At 38.3% G+C, this 19,763-nt stretch carries 20 protein-coding genes; 18 read left to right on the top strand and 2 right to left on the bottom strand.

The window, feature by feature from the left end; translation table 11 throughout:
• Positions 1–54: 54 nt before the first annotated feature.
• The 18 genes from P163_RS13240 (at position 55) to P163_RS13315 (ending at position 18,317) form a co-directional block, all read left to right on the top strand.
• Positions 55–603, top strand: coding sequence for a DUF3347 domain-containing protein (locus tag P163_RS13240; protein ID WP_051931245.1), 549 nt, complete (start codon positions 55–57; stop codon positions 601–603).
• Positions 604–631: 28 nt separating this feature from the next.
• The gene (locus P163_RS13245; protein WP_034892149.1) at positions 632–1,126 is read left to right on the top strand and encodes a DUF305 domain-containing protein; all 495 of its coding nucleotides are present in this window, start codon (positions 632–634) and stop codon (positions 1,124–1,126) included.
• 11 nt (positions 1,127–1,137) lie between these two features.
• Positions 1,138–3,528 (top strand): multicopper oxidase domain-containing protein, encoded by a 2,391-nt coding sequence (locus P163_RS13250; protein ID WP_034892152.1) that lies wholly within the window; start codon positions 1,138–1,140, stop codon positions 3,526–3,528.
• Between the two features lie 5 nt (positions 3,529–3,533).
• Positions 3,534–4,850 (top strand): APC family permease, encoded by a 1,317-nt coding sequence (locus P163_RS13255; protein WP_034892155.1) that lies wholly within the window; start codon positions 3,534–3,536, stop codon positions 4,848–4,850.
• 26 nt (positions 4,851–4,876) lie between these two features.
• Positions 4,877–6,637, top strand: a complete 1,761-nt coding sequence (locus tag P163_RS13260; RefSeq protein WP_231556199.1) for a multicopper oxidase family protein — start codon at positions 4,877–4,879, stop codon at positions 6,635–6,637.
• A 75-nt stretch (positions 6,638–6,712) separates the two neighbouring features.
• A complete protein-coding gene (locus tag P163_RS13265; protein ID WP_051931304.1) occupies positions 6,713–7,330 on the top strand; it encodes a hypothetical protein in 618 nt (205 codons plus the stop codon).
• A gap of 10 nt (positions 7,331–7,340) precedes the next feature.
• Positions 7,341–7,532: an SHOCT domain-containing protein gene (locus tag P163_RS13270; RefSeq protein WP_034892159.1), complete on the top strand. Its 192-nt coding sequence runs from the start codon at positions 7,341–7,343 to the stop codon at positions 7,530–7,532.
• A gap of 3 nt (positions 7,533–7,535) precedes the next feature.
• Positions 7,536–7,922 carry a DUF302 domain-containing protein gene (locus P163_RS13275; protein ID WP_034892162.1) on the top strand — a complete coding sequence of 129 codons (387 nt, stop codon included), beginning with the start codon at positions 7,536–7,538 and terminating at the stop codon, positions 7,920–7,922.
• A 24-nt stretch (positions 7,923–7,946) separates the two neighbouring features.
• On the top strand, positions 7,947–8,114 hold the full coding sequence (locus tag P163_RS18345) for a hypothetical protein (protein ID WP_156100710.1): 168 nt from the start codon (positions 7,947–7,949) through the stop codon (positions 8,112–8,114).
• A 170-nt stretch (positions 8,115–8,284) separates the two neighbouring features.
• Positions 8,285–8,974 (top strand): DUF2231 domain-containing protein, encoded by a 690-nt coding sequence (locus P163_RS13280; RefSeq protein WP_081891337.1) that lies wholly within the window; start codon positions 8,285–8,287, stop codon positions 8,972–8,974.
• A gap of 123 nt (positions 8,975–9,097) precedes the next feature.
• Positions 9,098–10,480, top strand: coding sequence for an FMN-binding glutamate synthase family protein (locus P163_RS13285; protein ID WP_231556200.1), 1,383 nt, complete (start codon positions 9,098–9,100; stop codon positions 10,478–10,480).
• Positions 10,481–10,582: 102 nt separating this feature from the next.
• Positions 10,583–11,290 (top strand): PepSY domain-containing protein, encoded by a 708-nt coding sequence (locus tag P163_RS13290; protein ID WP_034892168.1) that lies wholly within the window; start codon positions 10,583–10,585, stop codon positions 11,288–11,290.
• Between the two features lie 37 nt (positions 11,291–11,327).
• Positions 11,328–11,900: a DUF3347 domain-containing protein gene (locus tag P163_RS13295; protein WP_051931246.1), complete on the top strand. Its 573-nt coding sequence runs from the start codon at positions 11,328–11,330 to the stop codon at positions 11,898–11,900.
• Between the two features lie 340 nt (positions 11,901–12,240).
• Positions 12,241–12,519: a helix-turn-helix domain-containing protein gene (locus tag P163_RS17930; RefSeq protein WP_051931248.1), complete on the top strand. Its 279-nt coding sequence runs from the start codon at positions 12,241–12,243 to the stop codon at positions 12,517–12,519.
• Positions 12,520–12,597: 78 nt separating this feature from the next.
• Positions 12,598–13,605, top strand: coding sequence for a potassium channel family protein (locus P163_RS13305; protein WP_051931249.1), 1,008 nt, complete (start codon positions 12,598–12,600; stop codon positions 13,603–13,605).
• Between the two features lie 113 nt (positions 13,606–13,718).
• On the top strand, positions 13,719–14,039 hold the full coding sequence (locus tag P163_RS13310; RefSeq protein WP_034892172.1) for a four-helix bundle copper-binding protein: 321 nt from the start codon (positions 13,719–13,721) through the stop codon (positions 14,037–14,039).
• A gap of 335 nt (positions 14,040–14,374) precedes the next feature.
• On the top strand, positions 14,375–14,539 hold the full coding sequence (locus tag P163_RS18490) for a hypothetical protein (protein WP_166636578.1): 165 nt from the start codon (positions 14,375–14,377) through the stop codon (positions 14,537–14,539).
• 763 nt (positions 14,540–15,302) lie between these two features.
• Positions 15,303–18,317 carry an efflux RND transporter permease subunit gene (locus P163_RS13315; protein WP_262489667.1) on the top strand — a complete coding sequence of 1,005 codons (3,015 nt, stop codon included), beginning with the start codon at positions 15,303–15,305 and terminating at the stop codon, positions 18,315–18,317.
• A gap of 86 nt (positions 18,318–18,403) precedes the next feature.
• Here P163_RS13315 and P163_RS13320 read toward each other — a convergent pair whose 3' ends face one another.
• On the bottom strand, positions 18,404–18,889 hold the full coding sequence (locus tag P163_RS13320) for a heavy-metal-associated domain-containing protein (protein ID WP_034892175.1): 486 nt from the start codon (positions 18,887–18,889) through the stop codon (positions 18,404–18,406).
• 27 nt (positions 18,890–18,916) lie between these two features.
• Entirely contained in the window at positions 18,917–19,756 is an 840-nt protein-coding gene (locus P163_RS13325) for a hypothetical protein (protein WP_034892178.1), read from the bottom strand.
• Positions 19,757–19,763: the final 7 nt, after the last annotated feature.

The raw sequence follows: 19,763 nt of genomic DNA on the forward strand, positions 1-19,763 counted from the left end.
AAATCCTTTTTCTTACCATTAATTTTAAAAATCAAATTTAAAACCAGTCAAGATATGAAAAATAGATTTTTAAGTTTTAGTGTGTTTTTATTTAGTGTAATTGTATTTACTTCCTGCCTTGATAACAAAGCAAAACAATCGGTAGGAATAGACACCCCTGAAGAGGTTAAAAAAGCCGAAGGGAAAACAGCAGATATCGCCGATCAGGATTTTATAGATGGAATGACGGGAAAAATATGGCATAACTACCTGGAAATAAAAATAGCATTGACCAATGCTGATGCAGGCCAGGTACAGGATGCGTCTCAAAGTATGGTAGCCTCTTTTTCAGAAGAAAGAGCAGAACTGAAAGCTATTGCACAACAATTATCTGAAACCAGCGAGCTGGAAAAACAAAGGGAATTATTCGCAGCATTCACAGAAAAAGCAGGGCCTATGTTTGAAGATGCACTTTCTGGCGGTACGATCTATAAAAAGTTCTGTCCTATGGCTTTCAATAACGAGGGCGCATACTGGTATGCCGATATCGAAGAAATAAACAATCCATATTTTGGCGATAAGATGCCCAATTGTGGTTCCGTAAAAAAGACAATTAAAAAGTAAAAACCAACCTAACCAAAACCAAAAAATAATGAATTCAGAAGCAAAAAACCACCATAAAACTGGTGGTAGCAATTACGGTAGATTTTTTCTAATGCTCGGGTTATCTTTTATAGCCATGTACATTACCATGTACCTGAATACCTACGAATTTGATCATGTTTATTTCAGCTTGACCCGTTTTTATATGACCTGTTTGGGGATAGCGGCAATGGCGGTAATTATGTTGTCGTTGATGTTGAAAATGTATAAAAATAAGAAGAAGAATATAGCAATTTACGTGGGTAGCCTGGTGCTGTTTGTCTCTGCTTTAGGTTTAGTACGAGCACAACGACCTATTATTGGCGACGTTTTATATATGAAGGCGATGATTCCCCATCACTCTATAGCGATATTGACCAGTAAACGGGCAGATATAAAAGATCCTGAAACCAAGAAACTGGCCGAAGAAATAATTGAGGCTCAGAAACGCGAAATTGCCCAAATGAAGAAGATCATTTATCGACTGGAAAACGAAAACAAATAAAATAACAAGCTATGAAATTGAAAAATTGCTTACTAATTCTACTGATATTTTTAGGTTTTTCAGTTTATAGTCAGGAGGAATTAGAGGCATCGGTAGAAGGAAATATTAATAATTTACCGGTGCGTGAATACAAAATAACTATAGATCAGGAAATGGTTGTTAAAGCCAAGGGTAAAGAGACCATGGGAATGACTATTAATGGAGGAATTCCTGGCCCTGCATTAGAATTTACTGAAGGGGAATACGCGGTAATTTATGTAGAGAATAAAATGGATGTAGAGACTTCTATCCATTGGCATGGAATGTTGTTACCCAATTTTTTTGATGGGGTGCCTTACCTTACCACTCCGCCCATTAAACCTGGAACTACTTTTAAGTATGAATTTGAGATAAAGCAACATGGAACATATTGGTATCATTCCCATACTATGCTACAGGAACAAAGTGGCGTTTACGGTGCGCTTATGATCCATCCAAAAGAAAAAACACTGGAATATGATAAAGAACTGGTGCTGGTACTTTCAGATTGGACTAATGAAAAACCTAAGGATGTTTTAAGGTTCCTAAAAAGGGGAACGGAATGGTATAACATTAAAAAAGGAACTGCGACACCACTAAATCAGGTAATAAAACGAGGAGCATTGGGAGCACAATTAGATTTCTGGAGGCAACGAATGGAAGGGGCTGATATTGCTGATATTTATTACCCTGCCTTTTTGATTAACGGTGAAGAGAAAATTGAATATCCAGATTTTAAACCAGGTGAAAAAGTAAGGATGCGTATTATTGACGGTTCCGCCTCCACTTCATTCTGGATGACCTTTGGCGGGGAAACTCCCACTTTAGTATCGGCTGATGGAAAGGATATTGTTCCGCTTAAAAGAAATAAAACCTTTATAGCAGTTGCAGAAACCTATGATTTTATTGTAACCATTCCCGATGAAGGGAAAGTGGAATTTAAAATCATGGCTCAGGATGGTTCTGGAACAGCTTCAGCTTTTCTTGGGGAGGGGAGAATACTCCCTGCTCCTAATGTGCCAAAACCAGATAAAATTGGGATGATGCAAAAAATGGCAAAAATGAAGATGAAGATGGGCGCGCCAGCTTTACAATTTAATCCTAAAGATCCGGATCCATATGAGTTAAAGGAAAAATGGGGAATGCAAATGAACGATATGAAGATGGGAGAAGAGGACCACTCTAAAATGAATATGAAAAAGGATTCTGTAATGGGAGGAATGGACCACTCTAAAATGAATATGAAAAAAGATTCTGTAATGGGAGGAATGGGTGAGAAAGATAAAAGGATAGATGGGATGGCCATGAAGGAGGACGAAATGAATGGGATGGATATGAAAAAGGGAAAAATGGAAGATATGCAGGGAATGGATCTATTTTCGGAATATAATTACGATTACCTTAGATCACCAGAAAAGACGGCTTTTAACGATAGCATTCCGGTCACCAATGTTTTACTGAATTTAACTGGAAATATGAACCGTTATATTTGGAGTTTAAATGGCGTACCACTGTCTGAAGCCGATAAAATCAAAATAAAAGGCGATGAGGTTACCAGAATTACCTTTAATAACCTCACTATGATGCACCACCCTATGCACCTGCATGGTCATTTTTTTAGGGTAATAAATGAAAATGGAGAATATTCGCCTTTGAAGCATACCGTGAATGTTCCTCCTATGAAAGAAGTAACCATAGAGTTTTATGCTAATGAATATGGAGACTGGTTTTTACATTGCCACATCCTTTATCATTTGGATTCTGGTATGGCCAGAGTGGTAAGTTATGATACCCCACGGGATGAACGTATGAAGCCATTCCCTGTTTCTAAACTCATTAATGAAACCGATAAATTCTATACCTGGGGGATGTTGGATGTAGCTTCACATATGTCTACTTTAAATGTGGTAAGCTCCAACATCAGAAATCAGTTTACAGTTTTAGCTGAATATGGCTGGAATAAGAATTTGGAAGCTGAAATATCCTATGAATATTACCTTAATGACTGGGTTCGTGTTTTTGGAGGGGTAAATGTGGAGAATGAAATGGAGGATAGCCTGGAAGAACTTCAAACTACTGCAATTGGCGGAATCAGGTATTTTACCCCTTATATGTTTGCCCTGGATGTTCGGCTGGATAGCAAATTAAGACCACAGATAAGTCTGGCCCGGGAAATCATGATTTTTCCCAGATTAGCTGTCTTTGGAGAGTATGAATTTCAGGCAGATTTTGGCTGGGTAGACGATTTACCTGAAGATGAAAATTTTAAAAAAGAAATTACCTGGAGCGCCGGCCTGGAATATTTTTTAGGAAAAAACTTTTCTCTTATGGGAAGTTATGACAACCGGTTTGGAGCTGGAGGCGGATTATCATTACGATTCTAAACAATATGGGAAATTATAAAGAAAACAGTCTAAGCCTGGTGGGTGCAATATCAATGGGAACCAATGTTATGATTGGTGCAGGGATCTTTGCGCTTCTTGGTCAAGTGGCAGAACTTTCTGGTGAGTATTTTCCAATAGCTTTTATTGTGGGTGGAATTATATCAGGATTTAGTGCTTATTCCTATAACAAGATGTCTAATGCGTATCCATCTGCAGGAGGTATCGCCATGTATTTGGAGAAAGCTTATGGAAAAGGTATTGTAACTGCTTTTGCAGCTTTGCTGATGACGTTCTCTATGATTATTAATGAAAGTCTGGTGGCCAGAACCTTTGGTAGTTATACGTTGCAATTGTTCGATGCGCCAAAAGACAGTTATCTCATTCCTGTTTTAGGGGTGGGCCTACTCATTTTAGCCTTTGTAATTAATATTGCGGGCAATAAGGTAATAGGGAAATCCTCCCTTGCCATGGCGGTCCTCAAAACCGGTGGATTATTGATCTTTGCCGGAGGGGCTATCTATGCCTCGGGTTTTGTAGTGTCAGATTTGGTGCCTTCAGGAGGTACCGGCGGGGAAAGGGGGGTAATGGAGTACCTTGGAGCACTGGCTTTATCTATCCTTGCCTATAAGGGTTTTACTACTATAACCAATAGTGGTGGTGAAATTGTGAATCCACACAAAAACGTGAGCAGGACCATAGTTATATCTTTATTGATCTGCGGGGTGACCTATTTACTGGTTTCCTGGGGGGTTATTTCCAATCTAAATATTCCTGAAATCATTGAGGCCAAAGATTATAGTCTAGCTGAAGCTTCCAGACCATTATTTGGTCAATTTGGTTTATGGTTTACCGTGGCTATTGCTATTATCGCCACTATTTCTGGAGTAATTGCCAGTGTTTTTGCAGTTTCAAGAATGACTGCTATGTTAACCGACATGAAGTTGATACCTCACAGTCACTTTGGTATGAAAGGGAGTATACAAAAGCATATGCTGGTGTATATTATAGTAATTGCCATTGTGCTTACTATCTTTTTCGACCTTTCCAGGATAGCCTCCCTTGGCGCAATATATTATTTGGTGATGGATATTATTATTCATTGGGGAGTGCTTACCAAAATGAGAAAGGACATAGAAGCCAAAGCTGGGATCGTAATAAGCGCAATAATTCTGGATGTGGTAGTTTTGGGTTCCTTCGTTTATATTAAAATAGAACGTGATCCCACCCTAATTTGGATAGCATTTGGTTCTATGTTGCTCATATTTTTAGGTGAAAAATGGTTTCTAAATCGAAAACCTCCAGAAAAAGGGGCGGTAGATTAGCTGTTAAGCAGCCTGCGACTTTTAAGTTGTCGAAGTATCTAAAATTTAAGCGGGGCTGTAACTTTCCTTGTGCTGAAATTGTTACGGATGCCATTCAAAATAATATAATGATGAAAAAAAACGTAAACAGAAGGAATTTTATACAAACTGCAAGCCTGGCAGCAGCAGGTTTCTATGTAATGCCTTTTTTTGCCTCCTGTAAATCGGATGCCTCCACCCGGCATCCCGAGATCGTAAATAAAATGAACAAGGATTTTATTGCCGATTTAGATCTACAACTTACCGCATTACCTTCCCAGACCGGCATCTATCCAGAAAGTAGTACCAAAACATATTCCTATAGAGCATCTATTATAAAAGGTAGTGAAGGTAATTTACAAAATATAGAGGGTAGCTATTTAGGACCTGTTATTCGGGTAAAAAAGGGCGATAAGGTTAGGGTGAGGTATGAAAACCAGATTCCGGCCGAATCTATTGTACATTGGCATGGCCTGCACGTGTCTCACGAGAATGATGGCCACCCAGAGCATGTAATAAGTGAAGGCGAAACCTATTATTATGAATTTGAAGTGATGAACAGGGCTGGAACGTATTGGTTTCACCCACATCCGCATAAACATACAGGGGAACAGGTATATAAGGGACTGGCAGGATTGTTTATCGTATCTGATAAAGAAGAAGAAAAATTAAATTTACCCCAGGGTGAATATGATATTCCCGTGGTAATCCAGGACAGGACTTTTAATGATAATAGGCAGCTCCAATACCTAGGTGATGGAGAGATGGATCGAATGCAGGGTTTTTTAGGTGAGCAAATATTGATCAATGGTAAAATTGATAATACCCTGAACCTGGGCGCAAACGGGAAATATCGTTTAAGGCTCTTAAACGGTTCCAATTCCCGTGCCTATAAATTGGCATGGGATCACGGCGAAGCGATAACCGTATTGGGTGTAGATGGAGGTCTGCTTAAAGCGCCAAAAAGAATGCCTTATTTAATGCTAGGGCCGGCCCAGCGGATAGATATTTGGCTGGATTTATCTCAACAGTCAGAAAATAGCCGTATTAAACTGGTCCATTTACCTATCCCACTGGACATGATGGGTGGTGGTATGATGAATGGCGGGATGATGGGAAATAGCAGTAGCAATCACTTGCCTTATGACACTCAGTTTGATATTCTGGAAATAAAGGTGGGGGCTTCCGCAGAAAACAATGCTCAATTACCTGGTGAGCTCAGTTCTTTCAATACATTGGCGGCCACAGATGCCATCAATAAAGGCAATCCCAGGACTTTCACCTTCGCTATGGGCGGAATGATGGAATGGACCATTAATGGTCGCACCTATAATGGTACCGAAGTAGCTGAAGAAGAGACCGTGAAATTAGATACTACCGAAATTTGGCGTATCAATAATGGAAGCCAGTTTTCTTCAGATCCTGATGATGACAGCGGAATGATGGGCGGGGGAATGCATGGCAACGGCGGAATGATGGGCGGTCAGCGAGGCATGGGAAATATGATGCAAATGCCACATCCTGTTCATATCCACCAATTACAATTCAACATCTTAAACCGAAACGCTGATAAGGTAGATGATAAGCTTTGGGAAGCAACCAAAGACGGTTTTATCAACGAAGGCTGGCAGGACAGCGTTTATCTTTTACCAGGAATGCAAATGGATTTGATCATGCGATTTGAAGACTATAAAGGATTGTTTCTATACCATTGCCATAATCTGGAGCATGAGGATATGGGCATGATGAGGAACTTTAAAATAGTGTAGAAAGAACAGGATAAGAGAATTATAAAAAAATATAACTGAACGATGAAAATTTTATTAACTCTAAAACAAAGTAAAATGAAAACAATTGTAAAAACCTTAATGATTATAGTAGCAGTAGGAACATTGGTAAGCTGTAAATCAACATTTAACGCTTCTGAAGCAATGGATGTTCCAGACAATCGAAACGCTGTTTACCAGGAAATTATTTCGAACCCAAACCAATTCAATGAATTTATTGATCTGGCACAACAAGACGAAGGGGCAAGAAAACTCATGATGCAAAACCATATGCAAATGATGGAATCTGGCAAGATGAATGCTATGATGGAAAAAAATCCGGAGATGAAGGAGAAAATGAAAAAAATGATGCAGAAAAAGATGGAAGAAGACCCTGAAATGAAAGAAATGATGGGAAAAATGATAATGAAACAAATGAAGGAAAATCCTGAAATGAAAGAAAAAATGATGCATGAGATGATGCACCAAATGGGGAATGATCCTGAATTAAGAAAAAAAATGATGCAGGGGATGATGAAAAAAATGAAAGAAAACCCGCAAATGATGCAGGAAATGATGGAAAAAATGCATGATGATCCCGAGATGATGGAAAGAATGAAGCAACATATGGATAAAAAGAAAGGGGATGATTCCAAAAAAGAAGCCGGAAAACATGAACATAATCCAAAACCATAATTAGGGGATAATGATGATGTTTTGGTGGATTGTAATAGGGCTTATTGTCGTGGCAGCAGTCTTTCTGCCCTTAAGTAATTGGTTAGGTAAAAATCAGAGAACAGGCGATAGCCCTATACAAATACTTGAGAAAAGATACGCAAAGGGAGAAATAAGTAAAGAAGAATTTGAAGAGCAAAAAAATAATCTCAAAAGAAAATGACTTATGAAATACTATTTTAATAAAACGATAAAAGGAGATTTTGAGCAGGTAATTGATCAGGTAACCCGGGAACTGGAAAAAGAAGGCTTTGGCGTTTTAACTGAAATTGATGTTACTGGCACTTTAAAGAAGAAACTGGATGTGGATTTCAGAAATTATCGCATCCTGGGAGCATGTAATGCGCCTTACGCCCATAAGGCATTAGAGGTCGAAGATAAGATTGGCACCATGCTGCCTTGTAATGTTATAGTTCAGGAGAAAGAATCGGGCCAAATTGAAATTGCGGCCGTTAACCCTATAGCCTCGATGCAGGCTGTAGAAAATAAAGCTTTGGGAAAAGTTGCCCAGGAAATAAAAGGGAAACTCGAAAAAATTATTTCAAAATTATAGTTAGACGTTTTTAAAACTAACCAGATGAAAAATATGAAATTTATACTGTTGCTCGTTTTTATTGTAGGAATTAATTTTTCTTTAATGTCCTGTAGGGAAACCACAGAGACAGAGCATGACGATATGGATGATATGGAAATGCAGGATGAAGGGATGATGGAAGAAGATGATATGCAAATGGATCACGACTAGGATATGGATCTTGAAGGAGGTCACGATCATTAAACAACATATTTGATCAAAGTTTTTTGAAAATGGAGGGATTTTGTCTTAATATTAATTAGTTGAAAACTTCGATTCCTCTCCATTTTCTTTCCTACTTGCTTTATGACATATTTCTAAGAACCAAAAAAAGATAACAGATGAAAAATTTTTTTCTCATATGCCTGGTTTCTTTGGTGCCAATTATGGTACAGGCTCAGGAAAATCATGAAAGCCACGAACACCCTTCAAACACTGAAGAACGAAATATTGAAAAGGATTCAATTCCTGCTCAAGATTTGGAGTCTAAAGAAACCAATGAAGAAAATTTAGAACAGCACAAGAATGAAGTGAAAGCCGGGTTGGACGAATTTCCAAACCTGCATCCTTTGGTTGTTCATTTTCCTATTGTCCTACTCATTTTTGGGGTAATTTTACAACTTATCCAAATTTTTATATTAAAACCTAATATGGATTGGGTGATTTTGCTTATGGTGGGTGTTGGCTTTATGGGAGCTTATATTGCCGGGGTATATGCCCATCCTCATACACATGATTTAACTGAAACAGCCAAAAGTGTGCTGGAACAACACGATAAATTTGCTGAATGGACTATCTATTCCAGTGCCATCGCGGCTACTTTAAAATTGGTGAGCGTGTTTTTACTTAAACAGAACCGCCTTTTTGAAATTTTAGTTTTTCTGGTGCTGGCTTTTTCAGCTTATTCAGTTTCAGAAGCTGGGCACTATGGCTCGCAATTAGTTTACCTTGAAGGCGTAGGACCACAGGGCAACTACCTGGAACCTGAAAAAACAAATGAGAATAGCAAAGACGAAGGACATTCGCATTAAATTGCATTTATGAGAAATTCTTTTTTAATAGGTTCTTTAGTGTCCGTGGTAGTGCTCACAATCCTTATATTGTGGCAGCCGAATTTATGGTGGGTAGCGGTTTTACTGCTTCCTGTTTATATTTTGGGCTTTAAAGATTATTTTCAAAAAGCGGACAACATACAGCGTAATTATCCTTTATTTGGTAGGCTTACCAATCTTTTAGAAGAACAACGCCACGTTTTGCAAGAAGCTTTGTTCCTTAATCGCACCGAGGGTATGCCCTTCAACTGGATCCAGAAAGAAATCGTTTATAAGCGGGCCGCAAACGCAAACAAGAATCAGCCCTTTGGCACCCAGTTATCTTATGAGAGTGTTGGCCGAGAACGGTTTTTGCATTCTACATTTCCGTCAAAGGAATTCCGGGATAATTTTCGTATTAATATTGGAGGCCCAAATTGTACTAAACCCTACAGCTCAAGTATTTTAAATCTCGGGGCGATGAGTTATGGCTCTATAAGTAAAAATGCAACTTTGGCATTAAATGCTGGGGCTAAAATTGCAAATTTTGCACAAAATACAGGAGAGGGAGGTTTAACCCCATATCACAGGAAATACAAAGCTGATTTAATTTTTCAATTTGGCACGGGTTACTTTGGTTGCAGGAATAAGGAAGGGGATTTTGATGCTAAAAAATTTAAAAAAATAGCTGAAGATAAACTCGTGAAAATGATAGAAATTAAAATCTCACAAGGAGCTAAGCCAGGTTTTGGTGCTATACTTCCTGCCAGTAAAAATACCAGGGAGATTTCAGAATATAGGGATATTGAAGCACATACAGAGATTCATTCCCCGGCGCACCACAGTGCTTTCAGTAACCCTAACGAGTTGCTTAAATTTATCAAAGAATTACGTGATCTTTCCTCTGCAAAACCTATAGGGATTAAACTCTGTATTGGTTTAAAACTCGAATTTGATGAGATGATTGAAATATTTTCGAAAAATAAAGAAAATAATTTTCCAGATTTTATTGCGGTAGATGGAGCAGAAGGTGGTTCTGGGGCTGCAAGCATGGATGGATTACATTGGGGCGGAACACCTTTAATTGAGGCGCTCCACTTTGTGGATATAACTTTAAAAAAATATAATCTGCGCAAACATATTAAGGTTATAGCTGCGGGAAAAATAATTTCTTCTTTCGATATTTATAAAGCATTAGCCGTTGGGGCCGATGCTTGTTACAGTGCCAGGGGTATGATGTTTGCCCTGGGGTGTGTCCAATCTTTAAAATGCAATTTAAATACCTGCCCTACCGGAATAACCACTATGGATTCAAAGCGGGTAAAGGCTTTGGTAGTTGAGGATAAGAAACACAAAGTGGCTAATTATCATAAAAACACCATTCAGGGTTTAAAGGAATTGTTACTATCAATGGGTATCTCAGATAGAAATGGAATAAACAAAACCAGTATTGTAAGAAAAATTAGTGAGTCGGATAGTAAATCCTATAGTGAACTTTATAAGTGATCTTTAATGACTAAAAGTAAATTTGTAATGGATTACGTAGGTAAACGTAAACATAATTGCAAACGTAAAAAGAATAATCTAATATATGGAAGTTAATTAGAAATGGTGAAGAGAAAAACAGCGATGAAAATTCGTAAAGCCCATCGATATCTGGGAATCTTTATAGGCATTCAGTTCTTGATGTGGACTATTAGCGGGATGTATTTTAGCTGGACCGATATCGATGAAATTCACGGAGATCACTTTAAAAAATTGCCTCCTGAAACTTCAAATTTTGAAAATCTTGCCGGTATTTCCACGCTCATTCCAGAAATGAAAATTCATAGTATTAGTTTAAAAGAAGTTTCGGGAATGCCTTACTATTTTGTAAACAACGAAAAACTGGTACACGCACAAGATGGCAAAGTTATCGATGAAATTTCAGAAGAAGATGCCAAGAATATTGCGCAACGATATGTAAAAGATGATTTTAAAATAATTTCAGTAGAAAAAATCAACAAAGTCGGGGATCATCATGAATACCGTAGTGGATCTTTTCCGGCTTATGTTATTAATTATGCCCAACCTAAAAACCTAAAAGCCTATGTGGGTGCTACCGATGCAAGTTTTAAAACGGTACGTTATCGCGACTGGCGTTGGTTCGATTTTCTTTGGATGACCCATACCATGGATTACGAAGGAAGGGACGATTTTAATAACCTTGTACTACGTATTTTTTCTCTTATGGGCCTTATAACGGTCTTGAGCGGTTTTTTACTCTGGTATATTTCATCACCATCAATAAGAAAATTTCAAAAAAAATTCAAATAAACCTAATTTTGAACATTAATAGCGATAAAATCGGAAAATGAAAAAAATAATTAGAAGCATAACAGTTTTAAGTCTCATTGCTGGAAGTTTAGCGATATTCTCCTGTAAAAATGACCAAAACACAAAGGATGCCCCAAAGCCTATGCAAAATGAAATGCACCAGCCAAACATTGATGAAAATGCTGAAGCAAAAGGCTATGAGGATGAAGGATTGCAAGCAGAATTTAAGGATGAAAAAACTGCTGATCTCTATGACCTGTATGTAGCTATTAAAGACGCATTTGTAAATACCAATTCCCAAGCCGCTAGTGCAAAAGCAGCAGAACTTGCGGAAACGGCAACCAATAAGAAGGGTATAGTGGCTATTGCAAATGAAATTGCAGAAAGCGGTAATATAAATAAGCAGCGGGAAGCTTTTTCTAAACTTACAGAAGCTATGGAACCTGTTTTAAGGAATGCATTAGCCTCTGGAGAAATCTATAAGCAATACTGCCCCATGGCTTTTGAAGGAAAAGGAGACTATTGGTATTCAAATTCAAAAGATATTTTTAATCCATATTACGGAAATAAAATGTTGAAATGTGGTAGAGTTCAAGAAACAATCAAATAAGCGTAAGAATAACTTGCTTGGTTTTCGCACCTTGTAGGTTGTTCAAAAGTTTTTGGGTCAAAGTAAATAAAGGGTGCATAAATAAACGTGGTGTGCTAGAGGTGCTTATAGTGGTAAAAGAAATTTTTAATAATTTGAATATTCCTTTTTCCGTGGTAAACCTTTGTGAGGCCATTATAGAAAGGAAGCTCTCTGCTGTTGAGAAAGAGCAACTATAAACAGAATTTGAAAAATTAGGGTTCGAGATCATTGAAAGCCGTAATGAAAAATTAATTAGATAAAATCCTTAATTATTAAAAAGGTTTATTCAAAAGACACCGCAAACGATAAATTTTCAACTATGCCTAGCTCGCACCTGCACTTCGATTATAGACATATAACCCACATCTTTACAGATAGGGAGGGACAGAGTATTCAGCAGCTTTACATCTCGGTTCGAATTGAACGCGTAAAAGAACTTTTAAATTACGATGATTGGAGTATCGCGATGATTGCAGATAACCTTGGATATTCCACAGCCGCCTATCTTTCAACTTCATTTAAAAAGGCAACTGGGCTTTCCCCTTCAGGTTATAGGAAGTTACAAGTAAAAGACCGGAAAAGTATAAATATGGTCTAAGTTTCCCTTGGTATGGAAGTTTAACAGGGTTAGCTTGTTCAAGGGGCTACTTAGGTCAAATAAAATAAAGCATAAAATATGAACATTCTTTCAATCTTAGGCATAATTATTTATCTATTAATTGTGTTAGATGTTATTCAAACAACTCTTTCCTTGCAGGGTGGGGGGTGGTTAACCAGCCGGTTTTCCCATTTTTTCTGGAAAGGATTTTTAAATATTTCTGGCAAAGACGGAAGCTCAAAATTTTTAAGTCATGCAGGTTATATCCTGCTTATTGCAATTGTAATAATTTGGGTCTTTGCCCTGTGGAGTAGTATGGTGTTGATTTTATATTCCAATCCTGGATCAATAATTCAAAGTTCCACCAAGACCACCGCAGGATTATGGGAGGTAATATATTATAGCGGTTTTACCCTCTCCACTCTGGGCGTTGGTGATTTTATAGCGGCAGGAAATTATTGGAGGCTACTAACCACTATTTATTCCTTTACAGGTCTTATTCTTCTTACTATGTCGGTAACTTATTTTATTCCCGTTCTTTCAGCAGTTATAGACCAACAAAAATTGGGGATAAAACTTAGTACCTTAGGAAGCACACCGCAAGAAATTGTACTTAATTCCTGGAATAAAAAAGACTTTTCAAGACTGACGAATAAAATTGATGATATATCCGACTCTATTATTAAATACAGCCAGCATCATAGAACATATCCGGTTATTCATTATTTCCACAACCCAAATCAAAGTAACAATGTAGTTTTGCAACTGGCGCGCCTATACGAGGCATTAGTTATCCTTACCCATAAAATAAAAAAGGAAAAACAGCCCCCCTTAGAAGATATTCGGCCTTTGATTGTAGCTTTTGAAAATTATTTTAAAATTATATCTGAAGTTACCCATATCAATATTAAAGAAAAAAATACTGCAAAAATTTCGGTTGCAATTTTGCAGGAACACGGCTTGGTGTCTACCACTATAGAACAAAAAGATATAGAAGAAAAATTTATGAAAAAACGTAGATTTTTCAAGACCTTATTATTGCAGGATGGCTGGAAATGGACACAATTAGAAGAAAAAAAGCCTTAAAATTTTAAGGACTTTGTTAAATACCTTTAAAATTGAAAGATCTTAGCATAATTTTAAAACCCACTTTGGTTTTTAGTTTATAATTTCGACATAAACCATTAAAAATCAATATTATGAGAAATGAAAAATTAATTAATGCACTTGGAAATTGTATTAACCATTGCAATTATTGTGCTGATGCCTGTCTTGATGAAGACAATGTAAAGATGATGAAAGATTGCATTAGAATTGACAGGGTATGTGCTGAAGCCTGTGCTGCTTTAAATCAAATTTTAGCCACGAGTTATAGCGATGTGAATGCCCTGGTTGAATATTGTAAAAAGGTATGTCAGGATTGTGCAGATGAATGCGATAAGCACGATCATCAACACTGCAAGGATTGTGCGCAGGCTTGTAGAGAATGTGTAGAAGCTTGTGAAGCTTATCTGGCTTAATTGTAACTGGGACCCGGTTTAGGCCGGGTTTTTATTTACGATTTAGCAGGCTATGTTAGTTTTTGAACCTATTTGAAAACTACCTCAATGTTTTTGAGGTCGCAACTGGTCAATTGCCAGTTTGATGCTCTTAATCTATAATATTTTGTGCTTTCGCAGTCCTTAAAAACTACTCTTTCCTTTCACTTTCATATATGCGTTTAAAGTAATTTCAGGGCGGTTTTTTGCCTGAGGTTACTTAATAAAATTAGGACGATCATATCTTTTGATTCTTAGCTAATTATAAGAAATAACTCTTAACTGGACAATTTTACCAATCATATAAATATAATATAATGAGTGCAAATAGAAGAGATAGAAGAAAAAATAAAAACCGGAAAAAGACAAAATACAAGAAAGATACTATTTCTAAAAAAGATAAAATTTATGGTATTCTTGCTTTGGTTATTTTATTTTTCGCAGCCTTATTTGCTGCCATTTCTTTTGCTTTTATGGCTTAGAGTATATATTTAAAACCTAAATTATGATTAATACTCTTTATCGAGTTATCAATTTAAGTTCCATTTTAAATGACCAGAATAATGCGGGTACTTCTAAATAATTTAAGATGTTTGGGCCTAATGAATTTACCTTAAAGACATATTTATATTATATTATGCCACTAATCCACGAATACTTTCTACAATTTATTGGTGGATTCGTGGCTCCTTTGCGCATTTTTGGGCAGACTAAGAATATTCTATGGTCCCGGTAATTAACTTTATAACTCCAACTCTTTATATTAAAAATATGGTGTGTGCACGCTGTATAAGCTCAGTCGCGTTTATCTTAGATAAGTTGAAAATTTCTTACAGTGTCATCAAACTGGGCGAAGTATATTTAGAATAAGAATTAAATGAACAAACAAAAACCTTTTGAAAAAAGAACTTCGGAATTCTGGTTTTAGTCTAAAAACCGATCGAAAAAGTCAACTCATTGAACAAATGAAAAGCCTGGTAGTGGAAAAAATTCACCACTCCAATAAGTTACTCGATATAAAATGGCCAGAATTTATAAGTGAAAAATTACATCTTAACTATAAGTACCTTAGCTCTTTTTTTCTGCTGTAGAAGGCATAGCATTTGAGTTATACATCATCAACCAGAAAATTGAATGTGTTAAAGAATTCATTGATTATTATAAATTGACTTTAAGTGAGATAGTTTTTAAACTAGATTATAGTAGCGTTGCCTATTTAAGCAATCAGTTCAAAAAAGTAATGTACTGAGCGTCACCGGGTTTTACCTCGCACGTAATATGAACGTGGATGTATTTCCAGACCTTACCGCGCCTACCGTGACCATACTAACGGAAGCACACGGAATGGAAAGTGAAGAGGTAGAGAAACTAGTGACCTATCAGCTCGAAACCGCGATGAACGGTTCGCCGAATGTAAGAAGGATTCGTTCTTCCTCAGCCGCCGGGATCTCCATCGTTTGGGTTGAATTCGACTGGGGTACTGATATTTACAAGGCAAGACAGATCGTAAGTGAACGTATTCCAATGGTTCGTGAAAACCTACCCACAGGAAAAGGAGCTCCTACTATGGCACCCATTTCCTCGATTATGGGAGAAGTAATGCTATTGGGAGTCACTTCAGATAGTTTGAACCCAATGGAACTAAGAACATTATCTGACTGGCAGATACGTCCACGGATCAAAGCCATCGGAGGGATTGCAAACGTGGTGGTGATTGGAGGAGATTATAAACAATACCAGGTTTTTGCCGATCCCGGAAAAATGAAATATTACGATGTAAGTCTCGAAGAATTAACCGAGAAGGTTAAAGAGGCAAATACGAATGCTCCCGGTGGTTTTCTGAATCAATACGGAAATCAATACATCATCAAAGGAAGTGGTAGGGCTTATGCGATAGATGATCTGGAGGAAGCTGTGGTAAAACAGGTAAACGGTCAGAGTATTAAAATAAAGGATATTGCGGAAGTACAGATAGGCGCTGCCGATAAGATCGGGGATGGCTCCCTGAATGCGGAACCTGCGGTTATTTTGACAATTTCCAAGCAGCCCGATGTCAATACGCTGGAACTCACGGAAAGACTGGATGAGGCCATTGCCGAACTGAAAACAAGTCTCCCTGAAAGCGTGGAGATCAAAAGTCAGATCTTCCGACAGGCAGACTTTATTGATGCTTCCATCAGTAACCTGAATATGACCCTGCTGGAAGGTGCCTTTTTCGTGGTCATCGTGTTATTCATATTCCTGATGAACTGGCGTACTACCCTAATTTCGCTATTGGCGATCCCAATTTCGTTACTGGTATCGATTATCGTATTAAAAATGCTGGGCTATACCATCAATACCATGAGTTTGGGTGGAATGGCAATTGCAATTGGAGCACTGGTAGATGATGCTATTATTGATGTGGAGAATGTTTATAAACGCCTGCGCGAGAATATTCGAAAACCTAAAGCTGAAAGGCAGTCGGTGATCACCGTGGTAAGGGATGCATCGGTGGAAATTAGAAGTTCCATCATCATAGCAACCCTTATCATTATCGTCTCTTTTGTGCCGCTGTTTTTCCTTGGCGGAATGGAAGGCCGATTGCTGAAACCTCTGGGAATTGCTTTTATCACTTCAGTATTGACGTCGCTGATTGTAGCGGTAACCGTTACTCCCGTGCTGTGTAGCTATCTTCTGAAAAAGGAGAAAATGCTGAAAAAGCAGTCCGAAGGAACAAAAGTGGAAAGATGGTTACAGAAGGCCTACGCCGATATTCTAAATCGTGCCTTAAAGATCCCTAAAACCGTGATCACGGTAACAGTGGTTGCTTTTTTACTGAGTATTGCGTTATTTACGCAATTAGGAAGAAGTTTTCTTCCTGAATTCAACGAGGGATCACTAGTGATAAGTGTGGTGGGGCCTCCATCCATGTCGCTAGAAGAAAGTAATAAGACTGGAAACCAGGTAGAGCAATTATTGCTTGAAATGGCTGAAGTGGATGTGGTTACCAGAAGGACTGGTAGGGCTGAACTGGACGAGCATGCCCAGGGAGTAAATGCCGCCGAGATCGATGTACCATTCACCCTGGAAGATAAATCGAAGGAGGAGTTTTTTGAAGAGGTACGGAAGAAATTAAGTATCGTTCCGGGGGTTAATATTACGCTGGGGCAGCCCATTGCTCACCGTATCGATCATATGCTTTCAGGTACGAGAGCCAATATCGCAATTAAGATCTTTGGACCCGATCTTCAACAGCTATATGAAATAGGTAAAAACGTGGAGGAGAATATTACTCCTATCGATGGGCTTGCCGATGTAGCTGTTGATCAGCAGATCGAAGTACCACAGATCAAGATAAGCCCAAAACGACAGATCCTTTCAGCTTATGGAATGACCGTAGGACAGTTAATGGAGCAGGTAGATATCGCCTTTGCCGGTCACGAAGTTGGTGAGATTTATGAAGGTCAGAAGTATTTTGACCTGGTGGTGCGTTATAAGGAGGATGTTAGAAACAGCATTGAAAAAATCAGAACTGCCTTGATAGGATTGCCAAATGGTTCACAGGTTCCATTGGAACAGCTCGCTAGTGTTTCTTCTGTAAGCAGTCCTAATACCATTAGCCGGGAAGATGTGCAAAGGAAAATCGTTGTTGCTGCCAATGTGCAGGGTCGGGATTTAAGAAGTGCGGTGGAAGAGATCCAGGTAACCGTGAATTCTTCAGTGACTATTCCCGAAGGTTACAGGGTACAATATGGCGGACAATTTGAAAGTGAATCCAGAGCTTCACAAATGCTGTTGATCACTGCCATTATTGCAATCTTCGTGATTTTCCTCCTGTTGTATTTTGAATTCAACAATGTGAAACTCGCTTTTGTTGTGCTTATCAATTTACCCCTGGCTTTGATTGGTGGAATCTTAATCGTATACTTTACTTCAGGAATTGTAAGTATAGCTTCCACGATAGGTTTTATCAGTTTATTTGGGATCGCGACACGAAACGGAATTCTGCTGGTTTCGAGATATGAAGATCTGCGGAAGGAAGGCCTTAGGGGTTATGAGCTCATTAAATCTGGTGCGCTCGACAGGTTAAATCCAATTCTGATGACCGCGTTTACCACAGGACTGGCACTTATTCCGCTAGCTTTAAAAGGAGGCGAACCGGGAAGTGAGATTCAAAGCCCAATGGCGGTGGTGATACTTGGAGGATTGCTCTCAGCAACGGTACTAAACCTGGTTGTGATACCTTGTGTGTATGAATTAGTTACGAGGGAAGATTAATTCATTTCTAAAATTTTAAAAAAAATTGGCGGGCTCGATGTAGAGTCCGCCATTAATTAATGTTCTTTAAAACTCCCTTTTTCCGGCTAATAAACCTGGGTGATATTTAATTTCCACTTATTAGTTAAATTACCGTCTTCTTCATCCTGAACTATCCCTTTTACTTTTACAATTCCGGGTTTTAACCTGGAACGTAAGTTGGTAGAAGTTGCTTCAGCTATCTTAAAAGTTTCTTTCCCGGTTTGTATTGCATAAGTGCCATCCTGCTCAACGAAGTTGCCCTTTATAACTATTTCGGCATTCTTAGCTGAAAAACCATTCTTTTTTACTTCCTCCTGAATTTGCCTAAGGCTCAAGTTATTGTTATTTGCCAAATCAAGATAAGCTTTACCGTCATTCAGGCTAACCTGCACTTTTTCCAGGCCATCCAATTTTTCAAGACCTCGCTCCAGTCCATAAGCACAGGGGGCACAGTCCATTCCAAACACTTCCTGATCTATTTTCTGAATCTGGGCATTGGAACTAAAACTTCCAAATACAACAACTACAATTAATAATACTATTTTTTTCATCTGTTTATTTTATTAAATTTATTTATACTATAACCAATAACTTAAATTAATGGATACCCGATAGTTTTCTTTGATTGCCTTTGGGGTTAAATCCTGTACCACTGGAAACAGCGCTCCGAAAGAAATACCCCAAGCCCCGTAAAGTCCTAAGAATGAAGGTCCCACTAATACTTTTTTGCTACGTTCGTCTGTAAAATTTTGTTGACCGGTATATTTATTGTCTCCTGGAAACTCGACTAATGATTCAATAAAAACCCGCCAATCGGGTTTAGGATAATCCCCCATAAAAACATCGGGACGATAACCTATCACCATGCTTGCATAGGGTAAATCGCCTAATTGCTCGTTGTCCTTTTCAAAATAATATTGGTAACCGCCACCTAACCAGGCGTACCAGGTACGTGAGGCATATCCCGTAGAAATGGCCCCATGGATAGAGTTCCCTACATTCACCTGTCCGCGAACATCCTCAGTAGGGGCAGATACACCTAAAATTGCTGTGGATTCAAACCTCTTTCCTACCCCAAAAGCATTTGAAAAAAAACGATACCACAAAGCAGCCTCGATATCTCCATTGGAAGGCATCATACTATTTCCACGGGTTCGTGGAGCATTTTCCAGACGCTCAATCACAGTAGGAGTGGTAAGGGTAACCTGTAAATCTTCCGTAATGCCATAGAAAAATGTATACCGAAGCATATAAGAGGCCTCGTCTTCGGTCGCTATACTCATTCCGGAAGCGTTCATGTTTATACCGCCTTTTGCCAGGGTGGGGGTTTGTAATCCATAAATTGGGCCATGCCCCTGGGCTTCTACTTTATACAGTGTCGATAACCCTATGAATAGGATCAAAAAATAATTTTTCATGTTTTGT

Origin of the sequence: Gillisia sp. Hel_I_29, assembly GCF_000744275.1 — a bacterium.
Taxonomy (GTDB): Bacteria; Bacteroidota; Bacteroidia; order Flavobacteriales; family Flavobacteriaceae; genus Gillisia.